Source organism: Candidatus Rokuibacteriota bacterium (genome assembly GCA_016188005.1).
In the GTDB taxonomy this organism is placed as follows: domain Bacteria; phylum Methylomirabilota; class Methylomirabilia; order Rokubacteriales; family CSP1-6; genus UBA12499.
On the sequence record JACPIQ010000022.1, the window covers coordinates 1 to 19,184 of the forward strand.

Annotated in this window: 17 protein-coding genes; 10 read left to right on the forward strand and 7 right to left on the reverse strand. The window is 71.7% G+C overall.

The window, feature by feature from the left end:
* From HYV93_05240 to HYV93_05260, 5 genes are all read right to left on the reverse strand, one after another.
* On the reverse strand, positions 1-737 hold a 737-nt coding region (locus HYV93_05240), incomplete at its 3' end, for an aminopeptidase P family protein (protein ID MBI2525369.1).
* A 687-nt stretch (positions 738-1,424) separates the two neighbouring features.
* A complete protein-coding gene (locus tag HYV93_05245) occupies positions 1,425-1,838 on the reverse strand; it encodes a HEPN domain-containing protein (GenBank protein ID MBI2525370.1) in 414 nt (137 codons plus the stop codon).
* Positions 1,831-2,160: a nucleotidyltransferase domain-containing protein gene (locus HYV93_05250; protein ID MBI2525371.1), complete on the reverse strand. Its 330-nt coding sequence runs from the start codon at positions 2,158-2,160 to the stop codon at positions 1,831-1,833. Before HYV93_05250 ends, HYV93_05245 begins: the two co-directional genes overlap by 8 nt.
* A 123-nt stretch (positions 2,161-2,283) precedes the next feature.
* On the reverse strand, positions 2,284-4,164 hold the full coding sequence (locus HYV93_05255; protein ID MBI2525372.1) for a VWA domain-containing protein: 1,881 nt from the start codon (positions 4,162-4,164) through the stop codon (positions 2,284-2,286).
* 94 nt (positions 4,165-4,258) lie between these two features.
* Positions 4,259-5,650: an AAA family ATPase gene (locus tag HYV93_05260; GenBank protein ID MBI2525373.1), complete on the reverse strand. Its 1,392-nt coding sequence runs from the start codon at positions 5,648-5,650 to the stop codon at positions 4,259-4,261.
* Positions 5,651-6,009: 359 nt separating this feature from the next.
* Here HYV93_05260 and HYV93_05265 point away from each other — a divergent pair, with 359 nt between their 5' ends.
* The 6 genes from HYV93_05265 (at position 6,010) to HYV93_05290 (ending at position 12,489) form a co-directional block, all read left to right on the forward strand.
* Entirely contained in the window at positions 6,010-6,786 is a 777-nt protein-coding gene (locus HYV93_05265) for an outer membrane lipoprotein-sorting protein (GenBank protein MBI2525374.1), read from the forward strand.
* A gap of 1 nt (position 6,787) precedes the next feature.
* Entirely contained in the window at positions 6,788-8,041 is a 1,254-nt protein-coding gene (locus HYV93_05270; GenBank protein MBI2525375.1) for an ABC transporter permease, read from the forward strand.
* Positions 8,042-8,046: 5 nt separating this feature from the next.
* Complete coding sequence (locus HYV93_05275) at positions 8,047-9,273, forward strand: ABC transporter permease (protein MBI2525376.1); 1,227 nt, start codon at positions 8,047-8,049, stop codon at positions 9,271-9,273.
* The gene (locus tag HYV93_05280) at positions 9,273-10,022 is read left to right on the forward strand and encodes an ABC transporter ATP-binding protein (protein MBI2525377.1); all 750 of its coding nucleotides are present in this window, start codon (positions 9,273-9,275) and stop codon (positions 10,020-10,022) included. The genes HYV93_05275 and HYV93_05280 overlap by 1 nt, the downstream gene beginning before the upstream one ends.
* Positions 9,985-11,208, forward strand: coding sequence for a hypothetical protein (locus HYV93_05285; GenBank protein ID MBI2525378.1), 1,224 nt, complete (start codon positions 9,985-9,987; stop codon positions 11,206-11,208). Before HYV93_05280 ends, HYV93_05285 begins: the two co-directional genes overlap by 38 nt.
* A 102-nt stretch (positions 11,209-11,310) precedes the next feature.
* Positions 11,311-12,489 carry a CoA transferase gene (locus HYV93_05290; GenBank protein ID MBI2525379.1) on the forward strand — a complete coding sequence of 393 codons (1,179 nt, stop codon included), beginning with the start codon at positions 11,311-11,313 and terminating at the stop codon, positions 12,487-12,489.
* Between the two features lie 53 nt (positions 12,490-12,542).
* On the opposite strand, the gene HYV93_05295 is transcribed toward HYV93_05290, so the two are convergent.
* Positions 12,543-13,313 carry an enoyl-CoA hydratase/isomerase family protein gene (locus tag HYV93_05295; GenBank protein MBI2525380.1) on the reverse strand — a complete coding sequence of 257 codons (771 nt, stop codon included), beginning with the start codon at positions 13,311-13,313 and terminating at the stop codon, positions 12,543-12,545.
* A gap of 148 nt (positions 13,314-13,461) precedes the next feature.
* Between HYV93_05295 and HYV93_05300 the strand changes: the two genes are divergently transcribed.
* Together HYV93_05300 and HYV93_05305 are read left to right on the forward strand one after the other, a co-directional pair.
* A complete protein-coding gene (locus HYV93_05300) occupies positions 13,462-15,156 on the forward strand; it encodes a glutamine--tRNA ligase/YqeY domain fusion protein (GenBank protein MBI2525381.1) in 1,695 nt (564 codons plus the stop codon).
* Positions 15,157-15,206: 50 nt separating this feature from the next.
* Positions 15,207-16,127: an alpha/beta hydrolase gene (locus HYV93_05305; protein ID MBI2525382.1), complete on the forward strand. Its 921-nt coding sequence runs from the start codon at positions 15,207-15,209 to the stop codon at positions 16,125-16,127.
* Positions 16,128-16,145: 18 nt separating this feature from the next.
* Here the strand turns inward: HYV93_05305 and HYV93_05310 are convergent, their stop codons facing one another.
* Entirely contained in the window at positions 16,146-17,660 is a 1,515-nt protein-coding gene (locus tag HYV93_05310) for a nicotinate phosphoribosyltransferase (protein ID MBI2525383.1), read from the reverse strand.
* Positions 17,661-17,682: 22 nt separating this feature from the next.
* On the opposite strand from HYV93_05310, the gene HYV93_05315 reads away from it, so the two are divergent.
* Positions 17,683-18,648: a chromate resistance protein gene (locus HYV93_05315; GenBank protein MBI2525384.1), complete on the forward strand. Its 966-nt coding sequence runs from the start codon at positions 17,683-17,685 to the stop codon at positions 18,646-18,648.
* 94 nt (positions 18,649-18,742) lie between these two features.
* Entirely contained in the window at positions 18,743-19,177 is a 435-nt protein-coding gene (locus tag HYV93_05320; GenBank protein MBI2525385.1) for a chromate resistance protein, read from the forward strand.
* Positions 19,178-19,184: the final 7 nt, after the last annotated feature.

The window sequence follows — 19,184 nt, forward strand, 5'->3', positions numbered from 1 at the left end:
ACGCAGGTCGGGATATCGACGACGACGAGGTCCCCGGCCGCCATGATCCGGCGCGAGGCCCCGGCCGGCACGGCGGCGCTCAGTCCGGTGCCGGTGATGGTGTAGACCGCGCCGCTGGTCCGGCGCAGATTGGGGCCCGAGGCCAGCGGCTCCCGGCCCATCACGAAGTCCGGCATGCGCATGAAGAACATGCCGTCGTGGCCGGCCAGCCGGTGGGCGTTCTCGACGCGGGCGGCCAGTTCCAGCTCGCTCATGCCGGGCCTGAGGTAGGAGACCAGGGCGAGGTGGCCGGCGTGGACGGCGTCGCAGGCCTTGCGGATGCGGTCGATTTCCTCGGCGCACTTGATGGAGCGCCGGGCCAGCACGTCGGGCGAGATGTCCACCAGTTCGCGGTCGCCCAGGGCCCGGGCCAGAGCCCGGGACTGGGTGACCGTCAGCATGTCCAGTTCGGTGCCGACCTTCTCGCCGGCGCCCCGGCCGAGAAACATACGGGCACCGATGGTCTTGAGGTTGCCCTCGGCGACGATGCGCTCGGCGGCCAGGCCGGATTCCCGTCGCGCGAAATCGTGGCCCCGGAGCACGAACAGGACATAGTCGTCGGGCCGCACCACCAGATAGGACGGCTGGGCGGTCCCGGTGTAATAGTAGACGTCGCGCGAATAGAACAGCACCGCCCCGGCCAGGCGCCGCTGGCGGATGGTCTCCTGGAGATCGCCGATCCGCTTCGCGAAATCCATGTGCGCCCCGCTCACCGCCCGCTCACGACGGGATCGGCTTGCCGGTGATGTAGACGGTGCCGGTGAAATGGGCGACGCCGGCCGCATGGTCAGGCTGAAGGCCCTGCCTGCGCTTTCGGTCCCGCGCGAGTTGGGCGGCGGCCCCCCTGGCGAACCCCGCTCTCCCGTTGCCACCCGGCGGGTGAGGGAGGGCGCCACACCTCCGGCTCTCGATCGCCCTCTGGCGCCACGGATACTGCTCCGGCCGGGATGCCGAGTCAAGGACCGGCCGTGAGGGCGCTCGCCCTCGACGTCGTTCAGCGGGAGGAGCGGACGCGCTCGCCGCGGACGCAGTCCACGAGGACGAACTCGCCGAGGCGAGCCGGGGCGGGGAGGATAATAGTGCGCTTGCACTATCCGCATCCGCCCCAGTAACCCTGGCTGAAGACGGCCCTCGTCCAAGGCCCGTGGGCCGCCGCCCGCGAGAAGGACAGCCACCTCCGCGCACGATTCATCCGCCTCAAGAGTCGCCGGGGCCCGAAGAAGGCCATCATCGCCGTCGCCGCGTCGATGCTCACCGCCCCCTACTACATGCTCAGAGACGGCGTCGATTACCGGGATCTTGGCGCCGACCATTTCGAGCGCCGACCGCACTCAGGCCTCGAAGTGCGGTCCGATGAGCCTTCATGGTGGCAGCCCGGGGGCGGCTCAGTTCGCTGGCTGTTCTCCCATCAGCGCGCCGACGTAGCTCCCGACATGGGCCACGAAGGCCTCGGCCTCCTCGAGGGCCCGCCGAGCGGTGGCCTCGTCGACGAACGACAGGGCGTCGTAGTCGCTTGCCTCCCGGTCGTCCTTGAGGTTGGCAAGGAGCTTGCCCCAGCGCCTGTCGAGCTTCCCCGTCTTGACGAGCAGGAGCCCGAAGAGCAGGACCACACCCCGATGCGTCTCTCCTCGCTGCCCCTCGGTCAGAAGAGCCGCCTGCGCTGCATGGTACGCTGCGTAGTAGGCGCGCGACACGGCGTCCTCCCAGTCACCCTTCGCGAAGAGATCGCGCGCCACACGCGCCTTGTCTCGCGCCTTGGCCAGGTAGCCGCGCATGAGCTCGCGCTGCGCTCTATCCAACGGCCACGCCTTCCTCAGCGATGCGTTGCATGAAGGGGGTGCCAAGCGCGCGCAAGCGCTCGTACTCGCGCTCCTCGAGCACCTTGAGCGACACGACCCGGCCGTGCGCCAGCAGGACGTCCATCACGGCATCGTACAGGACCTCGTTCAGGGCGGAGTCCCTCCCGGACACCACGACCAGGAGATCGTAATCGGAGTCGGTCCGATGGTCCCGCCTGGCGCGCGAGCCGAACAGGATCAGCCGCAGGATGCGGGAGCGGACCGGGGCGATGGCCTGAAGGAAGTCGGCAAGGACGGCATCGTGGCCCGAAGTCGCGCGCATGGTCGTCAAATCCACAGGGTTACGGCCCACTATAGCCGGCGAGTCAGAGCGTGTCAATTCCGGTACGGCGCCGTGCCCCGCCGTCTCCCGGGGAGAGTGGGAGAGGCGCGCCGGGGGTGTCGTTCAGCGGGAGGAGCGGACGCGCTTGCCGCGGACGTAGTCCACCAGGACGAACTCGCCGAGGCGCTCCGGCGTCACGAAGAAGGCGCGCCCCCGGTTGAGGCGAGCCATCTGCTCGACGAAGGCGGCCAGCATGTCGCTTTCGTCCAGCATGAAGGTGTTGATCGTGATTCCCTCGCGCGTGCAGCGCTGTACCTCCTCCAGCGTGGCCTGGAGGGTCCGGCGCGTGGGGGGGTAGGAGAACTGGGCCTCGCCGTCCTCCATGTGCGCGGTGGGCTCCCCGTCGGTGACCATGAGGATCTGCTTGTTGGCGCCGCGGTCGCGGCCCAGGAGCTGGCGCGCCACCTCGAGCCCGTGGTGGATGTTGGTGCCGATGCTCCACTCGCTCCACGCCAGCCCCGGCAGCTCCTCCACCTTGAACTCGCGGGCGTAGAGCGAGAAGCCCACGACGTGGAGGCGATCGCGCGGGAACTGCGCCCGGATCAGCGCGCTCAGCGCCAGCGCCACCTTCTTCGCCGGCAAGAAGGAGCCGCTGTTGAGCATGGAGCGGCTCATGTCGAGCATCACCACCGTGGCCGCGCGCGTGGAGGCCTCGGTGCGGGAGACCTGGAAGTCGCCGGGCTCGAGCCGCACCGGCAACCCGGGGCCGCCCCGCTCGACGGCCCGCATCACCGTGGCCTCCAGGTCCAGCAGGAAGGGGTCGCCGAACTCGTAGGGCTTGCTCTCGTCGGTGCGGTCGCCGCCGGCGCCGCGGCGGTCGAGGGCGTGGCGGCCGAAGCGGTCGCGCTGGAGCCGGGCGAAGACCTCGCGGAGCGCGGTCTCCCCGATCTTGCGGATGGCCCGGGCGGTGAGCGTGAGCCGGTTGCCCTGGCGCTCGAGGTAGCCCGCCTCCTCGAGCTTTCGCGCCAGGTCGCGAAGCTGCTGGAGGTCGCGGGCCGCCTCCTCTCCCAGGAGGCGCTCCACCTGCTTCGGGTCGATCTGCTGGAGGTCGCCCGGGGCCTGCGCCTGACGGAGCTGGCGCTCGAGGCGCTCCATCTCGGACAGCTCCTCCATGAGCCCCATGGCCTCCCGGAGCGTCACGTTCTCCTCGCCCCTGAAGTCCCAGCGCCGGGACAGCTCGTCCATGGGCAAGAGCGCGCCCAGATGCATGGCGAGCTGGCGCAGCTCGGCCTCGAGCCGCTCGTCCTGCATGAAGAGCCCGCGCATCATCTCCTCGATCTGGGCGCGCTGCCCTGGAGACATGCTCTCCACGAGCGACTGCATCTGGGCGCTCTGCCGGGCGATCTGCTCGAGGACGTCGTCGAGGCTCTCGGCGCCGGGGAAGTGCTGGCCCCACTTCTGCTTGAAGGCGTCGAAGTCGGGCTCCTCCCCGTCCATGCGCTGGCGGAGCAGGCGGTTGAGGTCGCGGAGCATCTCGCGCGTGCGCGCCAGGTCTTGCGGCGTGAGGCCCTCGAGCCCCTGCTTCATCCCCTTGAGGAAGGGCTGGAGCATCTGCTCCTGGAGCGAACGGAGGAGCTCCTGGAAGAGCCTTGCCGCCTCGGGATCGGCGAAGTCGTGGGCCTGGAGGCCCTTGATGCGCCCGGCGGCATCCGGGGGCAGGCGGTCGAGGCTCTCCAGTCTCCGGTCGCGCTCGGGGCCCTCCGGGAGCCGCGCCGGAATGCCCGCGCGCTCCTTCCCGATGATCTCGTCCAGCTTCTTCTCGATGTCGGCGAGCGCCGAGCCGAGGTCGTACCGGTCGAGCCGCTGCTGACGCTGGCGCTGCAGGCGCCGGAGCAGGTCCTGCAGCCCCTGGAGGCGCTGCCCCTGCGGCGGCTGCGCGCCCCGCTGGAAGAGGCGCCGCAGCGCGGTCCTGAGATCGGCGCCCGCCAGGAGATCGTCGGACATGGCGGCGAGGAGGTCGTCGGCGCCGAGGTCGTCGAGCTGCTGCGTGCCGTCCCAGCGCGAGTAGCGGATCCGCGCCACGGCCGTCCTGCTTCCCTCAGCCCCGGTACCGGGCCTGCCCGGCCTGGACGTCCTTGTTGAGCTTGCGGGAGAGGTGGAGGCCCTCGAGGATGAACTCCAGCGCCGCGGCCATGCCGGCCTCGTCCACCGCGCCGAGCCGCCTGACCGCGGCGTGAAGCGGCCGCGCCTCGCCGATCTGGCGGACGTACTCCCGCGAGGGCATGCTGTCGGACACCTCGATGCGCATGCCTCCCTTGAAGGCGCCCACGACGTCGTCGAGCTCGCCGGCCGCGAAGCGCTTGGTGAAGACGTTGAGCACCGCCTTCTGGGCGAGCTTGGCGAGCACTTTCTCCTCGCTCGCCTCGCCGACGGTCTCGAGCTCGATCTTGCCCGCGGTGGAGGCGACGATGGCTCCGAGGTCGCTCACCCGCGGCGCCACCTCCCGCTCGCCCAGGCGGATGGCGCGCTTGAGGGCGCTCGAGAGCAGGTTCTCGTAGTTGCAGATGCTCACGCGCACCGAGACGCCCGAGCGCTGGCTGATCTCAGGGGAACGGCGCGCCAGGTGGGTCAGCTCGGCCACCACCTGCTTCATGTAGTCGGCGGCGGCGACGCGGAGGCCGTCGGTGCGGAAGGCGGTGTGCTCGGCCTCCATGATGGCGATCTCGTCCTCGAGCCGGCGCGGGTAATGGGTGCGGATCTGCGAGCCGAAGCGGTCCTTGAGCGGGGTGATGATCCGGCCGCGGTTGGTGTAGTCCTCGGGGTTGGCGCTGGCGACGACGAAGAGATCCAGCGGCAGGCGCACCTTGTAGCCGCGGATCTGGACATCGCGCTCCTCCATGATGTTGAGGAGCCCCACCTGGATCCGCTCGGCGAGATCGGGCAATTCGTTGATGGCGAAGATGCCGCGGTGGGTACGTGGCAGCAGCCCGTAGTGAATGGTGAGCTCGTCCGAGAGGTACCGCCCCTCGGCGACCTTGATGGGGTCCACCTCGCCGATGAGGTCGGCGATGGTGATGTCGGGGGTGGCGAGCTTCTCGCCGTAGCGGCGGTCGCGGGGGATCCAGGCCACGGCGGCCGCATCGCCTTCTCCCGCCAGGCGCAGCCGGCACGCGTGGCAGATGGGCGCCAGCGGGTCGTCGTTGATCTCGCAGCCCAGGAGTGCTGGCACCTGGTCGTCGAGCAGGGCCACCAGGAGGCGCGCCATGCGGGTCTTGGCCTGGCCGCGCTCGCCGAGGAAGACGATGTCCTGGCCGCTGAGGAGGGCGTTCTCGATCTGCGGGACCACACTGTCCTCGTAGCCGATGATGCCCGGAAAGAGCGGCTCGCCGCGCGTGAGTCGTGCGATCAGGTTGTCGCGCAGCTCCTCCTTCACCGATCGCGGCGCGTATCCGCTCTCGCGCAGCTCCCCAACCGTGCGCGGCGTTGGCATGGCTGGCTGCATGATGTGGCCTCTGCCCGGTGCTGTCAACCTGGAGCGGCCGGGAGCGGCCGCCGTTGACACCGCACTCTCGGCTGCGCGGTCGCGCCGCGTCGCCCCCGCCGTCCTGCTCGCGACCGTCGCCCTCGCCCCTCCGGAAGCACTCCTCCTGCGGCGCCCGCCCGCGGGCCTGCGGGGTGCCAGCGCCTCATCCGTGGCCCTCCCGGGACAGCCCCGCCGCCGAGGCCGGCATAAGGTGGCGAAAGCAATCTTCTTTCGCCTGGCACTGCCCGTGCACGCAGGCGAGAGCGTCGGGCAAGGAACCCCTGGGGCACCTCCAGGGTACCCCCGACAACGAGGACGATAGCCTCATGCGGTGTGGCGGCAGCGGTCTCGGCGGAGCGGCGATCGCCTTGGGACTGGCGGCCGCGCTCGGGCTTCCACCCGCCGTCGCGGCGGCGCCGAGCGTCGATGCCAAGGCCATCGTCGACCGCGTGGACCGGCTGCTGCGAGGCGACTCCTCGGAAGGCGAGGTCACCATGTCGGTCGTGACGCGACGCTGGACGCGCACGCTCACCATGCGGGTCTGGTCCGAAGGCACGGACAAGGCGCTCATCAAGGTCACCGGCCCTGCGAAGGAGGCCGGCACCGTGACGCTCAAGACCGGCGAGGACATCTGGAACTACCTGCCCAAGATCGACCGCACCATCCGGGTCCCGACGTCGATGATGATGGCCTCGTGGATGGGCTCGCACTTCACCAACGACGACCTGGTGAAGGAGTCCCGCCTCGTGCGCGACTACGACATCGCCGTGGGCTTCTCGGGCCCCCGCAACGGGGTCGAGGTCTGGGAGTTCGTGCTGACGCCACGACCGGAGGCGGCGGTCGTGTGGGGCAAAATCCTGCTCCAGGTGCGCCACAAGGACCTCATGCCGACATGGGCGCGGTACTACGGCGACGACGGCGCCCTGAGGCGGACGTTGACGTTCTCCGACTACCGGGTCATGGGCGGCCGGCTCGTGCCCGCCACCGTGGGGGTGGTGCCCAGCGACAAGCCGGACGAATCCACCGTCATCAGGTACCACCGCCTGACCTTCGACGTGCGCCTGCCGGCCGACACCTTCAGCCTCGCGGCACTCAGGCGCTGACATGGTGACGCTCCGCCTCGGCTGGCGTAACCTCTGGCGCAATCCCGGCCGCAGCCTCCTGTCCATCGCGGCGGTCGCCGTCGCCTGCGCCGTGCTGATCACCGTGGAGTCTCTGCGCGAGGGCCTCGTGCGCCAGACGCTCGAGAACGGCACGCGGCTGGTGATCGGACACCTCCAGGTGCAGGACGCGACGTTCCGCCGCGACCGCAACCTCTACGACACGATCGGGGGCCCCGGCGGCACCGACGTGCGCGCGCTCCTGGTGGCAGTGGAGCGGCGCGTGCGCATGGCCGCGGCGCCGCGCGTCGTCGGCTTCGGCCTCCTCTCGGCGGACCGGCGCTCCGCGGGCGCGGAGATCCTCGGTGTGGATCCCGCGCGCGAGGCCCGCGTCACCCGCGTGCTCGAGAGCGTCGTGGACGGCCGGGGGCTCGACGGTGCGCCGCCGCGGGCGGTTCTGCTCGGCAAGGCGCTCGCCGAGGAGCTGGCTGTCGCGGTGGGCGACGAGGTCGCCGTCGTCACCCAGGCCGCCGACGGGTCGGTGGGGAACGAGCTCTGGCGCGTGCGCGGCATCATCCGCACCGGCCTCGGCACGCTGGACCGCTCGCTGGCGGTGGTGGCTCTCCACGACCTGCAGGACATCATGGCGCTGGGGCCCGGGCGCATCCACCAGGTGGTCGCGCGCGTCGCCGATCCCGAGCAGGCGCGCCGCGTGGCCGAGGTCCTCGAGGCGGACGGAACCCTGCCCCCCGGGGCCCGGGCGGAATCGTGGGAGACGCTGGTGCCGGCGCTGGTCGACTACCGCCGGCTGATCCGGGCCTGGGGCTGGGTGATGCTCGGCATCGTCGGCCTCTTCGCGGGCTTCGGCGTGCTCAACACCATGCTCATGGCCGTGTTCGAGCGCACCCACGAGCTGGGGGTGCTGGCCTCGCTGGGGCTGCGCCCGCCGCTGGTCCTCGCCATGGTGCTTGCGGAGTGCGCGAGCCTGGCCGCGGCGGGCATCGCGGCCGGGGTCGCGCTGGGCACCGGCGGCATGGCCTACTTCGTCGTTCACGGGTGGGACCTCACCCGGTGGGCCGAAGGGTTGACCCTCTCCGGCGTGCTCATCGACCCGGTCCTGCGGGGAGCGTGGACGTGGCGCCAGGTGCCGTCGATCGCTCTGTCGCTCGCCGCCCTCGTCACGCTGGCCGGCCTCCTGCCGGCGCTGCGCGCGGCCCGCCTGCGCCCGGTGGCGGCGCTGGCCGCGCGGGCCGACTGATCGCCGTGCTGCTGCGTCTCGCGTGGCGGAACCTCTGGCGCCGCCCGTGGCGCACGCTGCTCACGGGCGCGGGGGTCGCGCTGGGCCTCGGCCTGCTGCTCACGATGCTCGGGCTCGGCGACGGGAGCCATCTGCAGATGATCGACGCGGCGGTCGGCATGGGTTCCGGCCACGTGCTCGTGCAGGCACGCGGCTATCAGGAACGCCGGGGGGTGGAGATGGTCATCGCCGAGGATGCGGCGCGGCGCGTGGCCGGCTGGGCGCGGGAACAGCGCGATGTCGTGGCGGTCCTGCCCCGCGTCTTCGCCTCGGCGCTACTGTCCTCGGCTGACGGGGCGGTCGGCGTGGCCCTGGTGGGGGTCGACCCCGTCGCCGAGGCGGCCGTCTCCCGCTACCCCGCGTGGGTACGCGAGGGGCGCTTCGCGGCCCTGGGTGGCCGCGGCACCGCCATCATCGGCAGCGGCGTCGCGCGGGTGCTCCACGCCGGCATCGGCGGCCGCGTCGTGGTGATGGCCCAGGCCGCGGGCGAGGGGGACGTGCGCTCGGTGCTGCTGCACGTGGTCGGCGTCGTGCACACGGGGCTGGAGGACGTCGATCGGGGGCTCCTGCTCGTGCCGCTCGGCTCGGCGCAGGAGCTCCTGGCGCTGGGCGGCGGCGTGCACCAGGTGGCACTCATCCTCGGGGACCAGGCGCAATCCGCCGCGCGCGCGGCCGCCGCGCGCCGCGCCTTCCCCGGGCTCGAGGCGCTCACCTGGGCCCAGGCCGATCCCGATGTCGAGGCGGCCATCCGGCTCGACGACGGCGGGCACTACCTCTTCAACGCCATCTTCTTCGTCATCATCGGGTTCATGGTCCTCAATACCTTGCTCATGTCTGTTCTCGAGCGGCGCCGCGAGATCGCGCTCCTGGGCGCCCTCGGCCTCACGCCCGGCCGGCGCTGGGGCACGGTGATGCTGGAAGGGGGGATGCTCGCGGGGCTCGGAATCGCCGGGGGGCTCGCCATCGGCCTCGCCGTCAACGCCTACTTCGGTATCCGGGGCCTGCCGCTGGCGTGGTTCACCGACCAGCCGCTCGAGAGCGGCGGCGTGCTCGTGGAGCCGGTCATGTACGCCTCCCTGAGCGTGCGACGCGTCGTTGTGTCCGCCGCGCTCGTGTTCGGGCTCACGGTCGTCCTGTCCCTCGTGGCTGCGCGGCCGGCCGCGCGCCCGGTGGACGCGGGGCTGCTGAAGTGATGGGGACTGGAGCGGCGGTCGCCGGCCCCGGCGCTTCGAGCGCGCCAGCGCTGGAGCTGGTCGATGTGCTCCGCGTCTTCCGGCAGGGGGACCAGGAGGTCCGGGCGATCGACCATGTCTCCGTGCGTCTCGCGCGCGGCGAGTTCGTGGCGCTGGCCGGGCCGTCCGGGTCCGGGAAGACAACCCTGCTCAACGTGGCCGGCGGGCTGGATCGGCCCGACGCCGGGCGCGTGATCGTGGGCGGCCAGGAGCTCGGGGCGCTCTCGGCCGATGGGCTGGCGCGCCTCCGGCTCGAGCACGTGGCCTACATCTTCCAGGGCTACAATCTCGTCCCCGTGCTCTCGGCGGAGGAGAACGCCGAGTTCATCCTCCTGCTTCGGGGGGTGCCGCGCCACGAGCGCCGCGCCCGGGTGCGCGCGCTCCTCGACAAGGTTGGCCTGGCCGGGCTCGAAGGACGGCGCCCGGCCCAGCTCTCGGGCGGGCAGCAGCAGCGCGTGGCCGTGGTCCGGGCCATCGTCGCCGAGCCCACCCTCGTGCTGGCCGACGAGCCCACGGCCAACCTCGACACGACCACCGCCGGCGCTCTCCTCGACGTCATGGAGGGCCTGCACCACGAGCTCAAGACGACCTTCCTCTTCTCCACCCACGACCCGCGCATCATGGAGCGCGCCCACCGGCTGATCCGGATGCGCGACGGACGCATCGAGAGCGATGAGCCGCTGGCGTCGTCGGCCCGCGCGCGGGGCTGACTGGGCGGCGGTCGCGCTGGCCCTGGCGCTGGGGCCGGTCTCCATGCCCGGCCCGGCGCCCGCCGAGTCGTGGACGCTCGGCGGGGATGCCCGCGCCTACGGGTTCCTGCGCGCCGATGACCCCGAGGGCGGCCGGCGCGACGCCGAGCTCGTGATCGGCCGGCTGAAGCTCGACGGGACGCTGCCCGAGAGGCTCGGCGTCGAGGCGCATGGTGTGTTCTCGCTCCTCTCACCCGCCGCGACACCGGCGGCGCGCATTGCCCCGGCTGGCACGACCCGGCGCTTCCTCGGACTCCAGCATACGTTCCCGAGCGGGGACGACGCCTCCATGACACTGGAGGCGGACCGCCTGAACGTCCGCTGGGAGCGGGGCGGCCTTCGCCTGGTTGCCGGTCGCCAGGCCATCACGTGGGGCGTGAACGTCTTCTGGCCGGCCCTCGATCTGTTCGCCCCGTTCGGACCCGAGCGGATCGACCGCGAGTACAAGCCCGGCGTCGATGCGGTTCGCGGGACACTGGCGCTCGGCGAGCTGTCGCAGATCGAGGTCGTCGGCGCCGCGCTCGGGTCGAGCCTCGCGCGCGACGGCAGCGCAGGGGCGCTCGCGCGCGTGAACCTGGGGCCCGCCGACGTCGGCCTCATGGTGGGCCGCTTCCACGCCGACACGGTGGCCGGCGGCTTCGTCACGGCCAATGTCCGCGGCACGGGCCTGCGCGGGGAGGTGGCGTTCACGGACTCGGGCGACGCGGGGGACGCGGAGATCGGTCGGCGCCGGTTCTGGCGCGCAGGCCTCGGGCTCGACCGCCAGCTCACGACGACGGTCTCGGTGACGGGCGAGCTCGCGTGGAACGGCTTCGGCGCCACCCGCCCCGGGGACTACCCGTCGATCGCCGGCGCCGACCGCGTCCGGCGGGGCGAGCTGAACGGGCTCGGGCGCTCCTACTTCGGCGGCGCGGTCAGCTGGCAAGCCCACCCGCTGCTGACACTCACCGGCACCGGGCTCGTCAACCTCGGGGACGGGTCGGCACTGCTGCTGCCGCAGGCCGACTGGTCGCTGTCCGACAGCGTGGGCCTCGTCGTCGGCGGGGCCTTCGGGATCGGCCGAGGCCCGCGCGGCGTGAGCCGCCCGGAGAGCGAGTACGGCGGCGCGCCTCAGCTCCTGTACGCCGCCCTCAAGGTGTACTTCTGAGCGGCGCCGCCGGGGAGCCACGCTCCGCGTCGAAGCCGCGGTTTGACCTCTTCCCCGCGCTGTGGCAGGATCGGCGCGCGATGAGCGAGGGATAGCCGCGCCATGCCTCTTCTTTCCGACCTCACCATCCTCTCCCTCGAGCAGGCCACGACCCTGCCATTCCTCACGCAGCGCCTGGCGCGTGACGGGGCGCGCGTGATTCGCGTGGAGGCCCCCGGGCGCGGCGACCCTAACCGGTACGTCGGACGGAACCACGTGGGCGAGGACGGGATGGCGAGCTATTTTCTGCCGAACAACTGCGGCAAGCAGGCGATCACGCTGAATCTTGCGGACGCCGAAGGCCGCGCGCTCCTGCATGCGCTGATCGCTCGGCTCCCCGTTGATGTCTTCGCCACCAACAACCGCGTCTCCAGCTATGCCAAGCTCGGCATCGAGTACGAGTCACTGAAGGCCCTTCGCCCCGCTCTCATCTGGGTGGGCGTGTCGGGCTTCGGGCCCGAGCATGACGAGGCCGCGTACGATCCGGTGCTGCAGGCGCGGGCGGGATGGATGGAGCTGACGGGAGAGCCCGACGGGACGCCGGTCGTGTTCGGGCTGCCGATGGTGGATCTCGGCGCGGCGGAACATGCGTACGGGGCGGTGATGAAGGCGCTGTACAAGCGCGCCGTCACGGGGGAGGGGTCGCGCATCGACGTGTCGATGTTCCGCTCGGCGGCGACGTGGATGGCCAACCCGCTGATGCTGACCGCGCTGGGCGAGCAGGTGACGCGGCGCGGGAACACGCACCAGTTCTTTGCGCCGGTGTCGGTGTATCCGACCCGCGATGGACACGTGTACGTCACCGTCGGCAATGACCGGCAGTGGGAAGCGATCACGAGTCTGCCCGGCTTCGAGTCCCTGGCCGAGCCCGGGTATCAACGCAACGCGGGCCGCATCGCCGACGTGGGCCGCCTCAACGCGCGCATCGCCGACTGCACGCGAACGCTGACGACCACCGAGTTCCTGACGGCGCTGAAGCGCATCGGTGTCCCGGTCGCGAAGCTGAATTCGCTGACGGATGTGCTCGAGGAGCCACTGCTGAAGAAGGCACTCACTCGCGTGAAGGACGCTCGAAGCGGCCTGGAGGTCGTGCTGCCGCCGCTGGCCGAGGTGAGCGCCGAGGGCCCTGCGGAGTTGACATTCCCCCCGCGCCTCGGCGAACACAACGAGGCGATCTTCGGCGAGGTGCTGGGGATGAGTCGCCAGCAGATTCACGCCCTGCGCGAGCGGGGCACGATTTGACGCGCTCGTAGTCCGTTCCGCGGGGCCGCCTGCCGGCCGGTGCCGTGCCCGCGTCAGCGCCGCGCAAAGGCCTCCCGGGCCGCTCGCGCGGCCTCGAAGCCCCCGGTGAGCTGGCTCTGATCGCCATCGGCGAAGCAGGTGGCGCGGTGGAGCGCCCCCGCGGTGGCGTTGATCGCCTCCTTCATGAGCCGCAGCGTGACGGCTGGCCGCTCGGCCGCCCGCCGGGCCATCTCGAGCGCCACCTCCACGGTGCGGCCGTCCTCCGCCAGAGCGTCCACGAGCCCCCAGTCGAGCGCCGTGGCCGCGTCGAGCTTCTCGCAGAGGAGCGTGATGCGCTTGGCCCGGGCCGGGCCCACCAGCGTGATGAGCCGCGGCAGCGCCCCCCACTGGAGATTGAGGCCGATCTGCACCTCGGGAACGTACAGGAAGGCCCTCCGTCCCAGCACGCGCCAGTCGCAGGCCAGGGCGATGGCGCAGCCGGCGCCCACGGCCATGCGCTCCATGGCCGCCACGGTGATCTGCGGCATCTCCTCCCACGCCCTGCAGAGCCGCACGCCGGAGTAGAAACGGCGGCGGCGCTCGAGGTCACTCTGCTCCGCGAGCTGCCAGGAGGCCGCGTCCTTGAGGTCGGCGCCGGCGGAGAAGGCCTCGGCGGCGCCGGCCAGCACCACGCACTGCGTGTCGAGGTCGTCGTGGAAGCCCAGGGCGGCCTCGGTGAGCTCCCGGACGAGGTGCTGGTTGAAGGCGTTGCGGCTGCCACGGCGGTCGAAGCGGACGACGGCGAGCGGGGGGGTCTTCTCGACGGTGACGTAGCTCCAGGCCACGGGTCTGTCCTCCTCGCGGTAGGGAATGGCCTCCGGGGTGCTCCCGCGATGCTAGTCGCCGGCACCGGTCCGGTCAATCGGCCCTGTGGCCCCCCGGGGAGGGCGCCCTCTCCTCCTGCCTCACCCGGGATCGGGGTATAGTTGCGCCATGTCCCCGAGCGAGCCGGTCCCCAGCTTCATCCGCAAGGCGATCGCCGATGACCTGGCCTCAAGCCGGTTCGGCGGCCGTGTGGTCACGCGCTTCCCGCCCGAGCCCAACGGGTACCTCCACATCGGGCATGCCAAGAGCATCTGCCTCAACTTCGGCCTGGCCGCCGAGCACCCGGGCGGCCGCTGCCACCTCCGCTTCGACGACACCAACCCCACCAAGGAAACGGCCGAGTACGTCGAGTCCATCATGGCCGATGTCCGCTGGCTCGGCTTCGACTGGGGGCCGCACCTCTATCACGCCTCCGACTACTTCGACCGCCTCTACGCGTGGGCGGTGCAGCTGATCAAGGCGGGCCGGGCCTACGTGGACGACCTGAGCGCGGAGGAGATCCGCCAGTACCGCGGCACGCTCACCCGGCCGGGGACGGAGAGCCCGTACCGCACCCGGAGCGTGGAGGAGAACCTGGACCTCTTCGCGCGGATGCGGGCCGGGGAGTTCCCCGACGGCTCCCGCGTGCTGCGCGCCAGGATCGACATGGCCTCCCCGAACCTCAACCTGCGGGATCCCACCATGTACCGGATCCGCAAGGTGACGCATCAGCGCACCGGCGACCGCTGGTGCATCTACCCGATGTACGACTACGCCCACGGGGAGTCGGACTCCATCGAGGAGATCACGCACTCGATCTGCACCATGGAGTACGAGGACCACCGGCCGCTCTACGACTGGTTCCTCGACGCCCTCGGCATCTACCACCCCCAGCAGATCGAGTTCGCCCGCCTCAATCTGAGCCACACGGTGCTGAGCAAGCGCAAGCTCCTGGAGCTGGTGGAAGGCGGGCATGTCAGCGGCTGGGACGACCCGCGGATGCCGACCATCGCGGGGCTCCGCCGGCGCGGCTACACGCCTGAAGCCATCCGCGAGTTCTGCGAGCGCATCGGCGTGGCCAAGAAGGAGGCGCTGGTGGACGTGGCGCACCTCGAGCACTGCCTGCGCGAGGACCTGAACCGGCGGGCGCCGCGGGCCATGGCCGTGCTGCGCCCGCTCCGGGTGGTCATCGAGAACTACCCCGAGGGGCAGGTGGAGATGATGGAAGCCGTCAACAACCCCGAGGACGCCGCGATGGGCACTCGCCAGGTGCCGTTCTCGCGGGTGGTCTACATCGAGCAGGACGACTTCCGGGAGGAGCCGCCCCGGAAATATCACCGCCTGGCCCCAGGCGCGGAGGTGCGGCTGCGCTACGCCTATCTGGTGCGCTGCACGGGCGTGGTCAAGGACGAGCGCACGGGCCAGGTCGTGGAGCTGCGCTGCAGCTACGACCCGGCCACCCGCGGCGGCGATGCCCCCGATGGGCGCAAGGTCCGCGGGACCATCCACTGGGTGTCGGCGGCGCATGCGGTGGAGGCCGAGGTCAGGCTGTACGACCACCTCTTCCTGGTGCCCCGGCCAGGGGGAGACGACGAGGGCGGCGACTGGAAGGCCGATCTGAACCCGCATTCGCTCGAGCGCCTCACGGGCTGCCGGCTGGAGCCGGGGCTCGGGGATGCCGCCCCTGGCAGCCGCTACCAGTTCGAGCGCAGCGGCTACTTCTGCGTGGACACCAAGGAGTCTGTCCCTGGCCGGCCCGTCTGGAACCGCACGGTCTCGCTGCGCGACAGCTGGGCCAAGCTGGAGAAAGGCGACAAGGCCTGAGCTCGGTGACCGGCTTCGTCCACCGCGCCGTCGAGACCAACGGCATTCGGATGCACGTGGCCGAGCAGGGACGCGGGCGGGCGGTGCTCCTCTGCCACGGCTTTCCGGAGTCCTGGTACTCCTGGCGGCATCAGCTGCCGGCGCTGGCGGCGGCCGGCTACCGCGCCATCGCGCCGGACATGCGGGGGTACGGGCAGACCGATCGCCCCGGAGCCATCGAGGCATACACCATGCTCCACCACGTGGGCGACATGGTGGGGCTGCTCGACGCCCTCGGCGAGAAGACGGCCGTGATCGTGGGGCACGACTGGGGGGCGCCCGTGGCCTGGAACGCCGCGCTGATGCGCCCCGACCGTTTCCCGGCCGCGGCCGTGCTCTCCGTGCCGTACTCGCCGCGGGGGTCGATCCGGCCCACGGCGGCGCTCGCGCGGGCGGCCGGGGAGCACTTCATGTACATGCTCTACTTCCAGGAGCCCGGCGTGGCCGAGGCCGAGCTCGGGCGTGACGTGCGCGCGACGCTCCGTCGCGTGCTCTGCTCGGCCTCGGGAGATGCGCCCGCCGCGCAGAGATGGCGTCCCGTCATGCCTGGCACGACGAGGTTTCTCGATGCGCTGGGGAATCCCGAACGCCTGCCGGCCTGGCTCACCGAGGCCGACCTGGACTTCTACGCGGCCGAGTTCCAGCGCACCGGCTTCAGCGGGGGGCTCAGCTGGTACCGCGCCATGGACCTCAGCTGGGAGCTGATGGCCGCCTACCAGCACGCGAAGGTCATGCAGCCCGCGCTCTTCGTGGCCGGCGAGCGGGACCTCGTGATCGCGATGCAGCGGCGCGCGCTCGATCGACTGCACGAGACGGTGCCCAACCTGCGCCGGCTCGTCCTGCTGCCCGGGTGCGGCCACTGGACGCAGCAGGAGCGCCCCGCCGAGGTCAATGCCGAGCTGCTCTCCTTTCTCCGGGGCGTGGAAGGCTGACAGGGCCCCGGCCGCGGCTCACGAGGTGCGCTCGTCCACGGCCCTGGCCGCTGCGACGAGGGCCGGGGCCACCCGCACGGGGTAAGGCGGCGCGGGCTCGAGGCTCTGCAACGCCGGAGGCAGGGCGGCGAGCTGCGCGGCCGCATGCGCTCGTGAGTCCGCCAGGGGCACCGGAGGCCCGAGGCGCCGCCCCCCGCTCAGCACGGGCCGCAGCAGCGGCTCGCCCGCCTGGGGATCGTCCTCGAGCGTGAGCGTGTCCTCCGCCATCAGGCCGCCCTCGTGGCGCCGGAACACCTGCTTCCGTCCGGGCCAGGTGGCCTTGCCCTCGGAGCGCTTGCGCCGGAGGCGCCCGGCGTACTCCTGGATCTTGTAGGCGCAGTCGAGGTAGGGCGCGTCCGCCGAGGTATCCAGCCGCGAGCCGATGCCAAAGCCGTCGATGGGTGCTCCGCTGGCCAGGAGATCCTGGAGCGCGCGCTCGTCGAGGCTGCTGCTGACGAAGATCGTGATGTCCCGGAGGCCGCCTGCGTCGAGGATGCGCCGTACCCGGCGCGCGTGCTCGCCCAGGTCGCCGCTGTCGAGCCTCACGCCCTTGATCCGGATGCCCTCCAGCGCCAAGCGCGGGGCCAGCCGGACGACCTTCTCGGCGGCGGCCTCGGTGTCGTAGGTGTCGATCAGGAGGACGGCATCCCGCGGATGGTCGCGCGCGAAGTCGAGGAAGGCCTCCGTCTCGTCGTCATGCGCCTGGACGAAGGAATGGGCCATCGTGCCGAAGGCCGGCACCCCGAAGCGCAGCTCGGCCAGCGCCGTGGAGGAGCCGGACATGCCGGCGAGATAGCATGCGCGCGCCGCCAGCAGCCCGGCCTCGGCGCCATGGGCCCGCCGCAGCCCGAAGTCCACCAGCAGCTTGCCCGGGGCCGCCAGCACCGAGCGCGCGGCCTTGGAGGCGATGAGCGTCTCGAAGTGGAGCAGGTTGATGAGCCGCGACTCCACCAGCTGCGCCTGGGGGATCGGCGCCGTGACGCGCAGGATGGGCTCGTCCGGGAAGAAGACGGTGCCCTCGGGCATGGCGTGCACTTCGCCGGTGAAGCGGAACGCCGCCAGGTACTCCACGAACGCCCGGTCGAAGCGCGGGCTCCTCGCCACCCAGTCGAGCTCCTCCTCGGTGAAACGCAGCGTCTCCAGGAACTGCAGCGCCTGCTCGAGCCCGGCGGCCATGAGGAAGTTGCGGGTCGGCGGCAGCTTGCGCGCGAAGAACTCGAAGGTCGCCGGCTCGGTCATCCCGTGCAGGACATAGGAGTGGAGCATGGTGAGCTGGTAGAGATCGGTGAGGAGCGCGCTCGAGCCTGGGTCGCCCGTCTGCCGGGTGAACTGGTCGCCGATCCGGTCCTGGTGAGACACAGTGCCCGCAGGATAGGCCAGGGTCCCAGGGCCGGGCAAGCCTGGCACGATGATGCGATCGGCTCCCGGCCGTTCCCCTCCGCTTGTGGGCGTGACATTGACATTAGTGTTACAGTCATGCAACAGGTGTTGCATGATAGAGCTGCCCCACGATGCCATGCCACAGGCGCTGCCCGGTGCCGCCGGGTGGCTGCTCCTGATGCTGAGCCTGCCGCCTCACCCGTCGAGCGTGCGGGTGCGGATGTGGAGAAAGCTCCGCGCGCTCGGCGCAGTCGCGCTCAGGCCGTCCGCCTATCTGCTGCCCGTGTCCGCCGAGGGCCTCGAGCGCTTCCAGTGGCTCGCGCAGGAGGTCCAGAAGGCGGGCGGCGAGGCCACGCTGCTCAGGGTGGACCGGATCGAGAACATGCCCCGCGACCACGTCGTCCGGCTCTTCCAGCAGGCGCGGGACGAGGAGTACCGCGCGCTGGCTGACCGCTATCGCAGGCTCGCCCGGGGGCTCGAGCGGGGCGCCGCGGGGCGCCGCGCCTCGGGCCACCGCGAGGAGATGATGCGGCTCGCCCGGGAGGCCGAGCGCGTGCGGAGCATCGATTTCTTCGAGGCGCCGGGCTACGAGGAGGTGAGCCGCCTCCGGGACACCCTCGAGATGCGCCTCCATCCGCGGGAGGCAAGGCCGGCCGCGAGCGGCGGCCCCGCGCTCGACGTGCACCGGGGCTCCCCGTGGGTGACCCGCCCGCGCCCCCACGTGGACCGGATCGCCTCGGCGTGGCTCATCAAGCGCTTCATCGATCCGGAGGCGGAGTTCCTGTTCGCTCCGCCCGAGCAGTTCCCGGCGGGCGCCGTCCCCTTCGACGCCCTCGGGGCCGAGTTCGGCCACCAGGGGGAGGACTGCACCTTCGAGACCCTGCTCGGGCGGTCGGGCCTGCCCGACCGGCGACTGGCGGGCCTGGCCGAGATCGTCCACGACGCGGATCTCCGGGACGACAAGTTCGGCCGCGAGGAAGCCCGGGGGCTGGACCTCGCGCTGCGCGGCCTGCTGGCCGCCTTGCCGGATGACCACGCGGTGCTCGCCCACGGCATGACCATCTTCGACGGCCTGTACGCCACCATCGCGGAGAGGAGGTAGCGCCCGTGCCCAGTCTGTCCGAGCTCCTCCGGTACTTCCTCTATCCCGGCACCCTCAGCTTTGGCGGGCCCGTGGCCCTGGGGGTGAGCGACTCATGAAATGGGTGACCCGCGCGCGCGCGCGCGTCGATCGGATCGCCTGCCCGTGGCTGATCCAGCGCTTCGTCGATCCCGGGGCGGAGTTCCTCTTCGTCCCGGAGGCCGAGGTGATGGAGACCGCCCGGCGCGAGGGAGCGATCCCCTTCGACGTGCCCGGAGTGGAGCTCGGGCATCACGGGGAGCGCTGCTCCTTCGACGCCTTCCTCGAGGCGTACCGGCTCCAGGACCCGGCCCTCCGTGCCCTGGCGCTCATCGTCCGCGGGGCGGACACGGAGGCCCGGGAGATCGCTCGGGAGGCCTGGGGACTCTACGCCGTGGCCAGCGGCTTCAGGCTGATCAGCGCGGACGACCACGAGAACATGGCGCGCCAGTTCGCGGTCTACGACGCCCTCTACGCCTACTGCCGCGAGCGGGCCGCCGGGGACCACTGAGGGCCCC

Bases quoted from the DNA above. Each gene is read 5' to 3' on its own strand.
- HYV93_05265 (MBI2525374.1), top strand. From the start codon at position 6,010: ATGCGGTGTGGCGGCAGCGGTCTCGGCGGAGCGGCGATCGCCTTGGGA.
- HYV93_05255 (MBI2525372.1), bottom strand. From the start codon at position 4,164: ATGTCCGACGATCTCCTGGCGGGCGCCGATCTCAGGACCGCGCTGCGG.
- HYV93_05290 (MBI2525379.1), top strand. From the start codon at position 11,311: ATGCCTCTTCTTTCCGACCTCACCATCCTCTCCCTCGAGCAGGCCACG.
- HYV93_05320 (MBI2525385.1), top strand. From the start codon at position 18,743: ATGAAATGGGTGACCCGCGCGCGCGCGCGCGTCGATCGGATCGCCTGC.
- HYV93_05305 (MBI2525382.1), top strand. From the start codon at position 15,207: ATGCACGTGGCCGAGCAGGGACGCGGGCGGGCGGTGCTCCTCTGCCAC.
- HYV93_05300 (MBI2525381.1), top strand. From the start codon at position 13,462: ATGTCCCCGAGCGAGCCGGTCCCCAGCTTCATCCGCAAGGCGATCGCC.
- HYV93_05280 (MBI2525377.1), top strand. From the start codon at position 9,273: ATGGGGACTGGAGCGGCGGTCGCCGGCCCCGGCGCTTCGAGCGCGCCA.
- HYV93_05310 (MBI2525383.1), bottom strand. From the start codon at position 17,660: ATGCAACACCTGTTGCATGACTGTAACACTAATGTCAATGTCACGCCC.
- HYV93_05285 (MBI2525378.1), top strand. From the start codon at position 9,985: ATGAGCCGCTGGCGTCGTCGGCCCGCGCGCGGGGCTGACTGGGCGGCG.
- HYV93_05250 (MBI2525371.1), bottom strand. From the start codon at position 2,160: ATGCGCGCGACTTCGGGCCACGATGCCGTCCTTGCCGACTTCCTTCAG.
- HYV93_05315 (MBI2525384.1), top strand. From the start codon at position 17,683: ATGCCACAGGCGCTGCCCGGTGCCGCCGGGTGGCTGCTCCTGATGCTG.
- HYV93_05260 (MBI2525373.1), bottom strand. From the start codon at position 5,650: ATGCCAACGCCGCGCACGGTTGGGGAGCTGCGCGAGAGCGGATACGCG.
- HYV93_05270 (MBI2525375.1), top strand. From the start codon at position 6,788: ATGGTGACGCTCCGCCTCGGCTGGCGTAACCTCTGGCGCAATCCCGGC.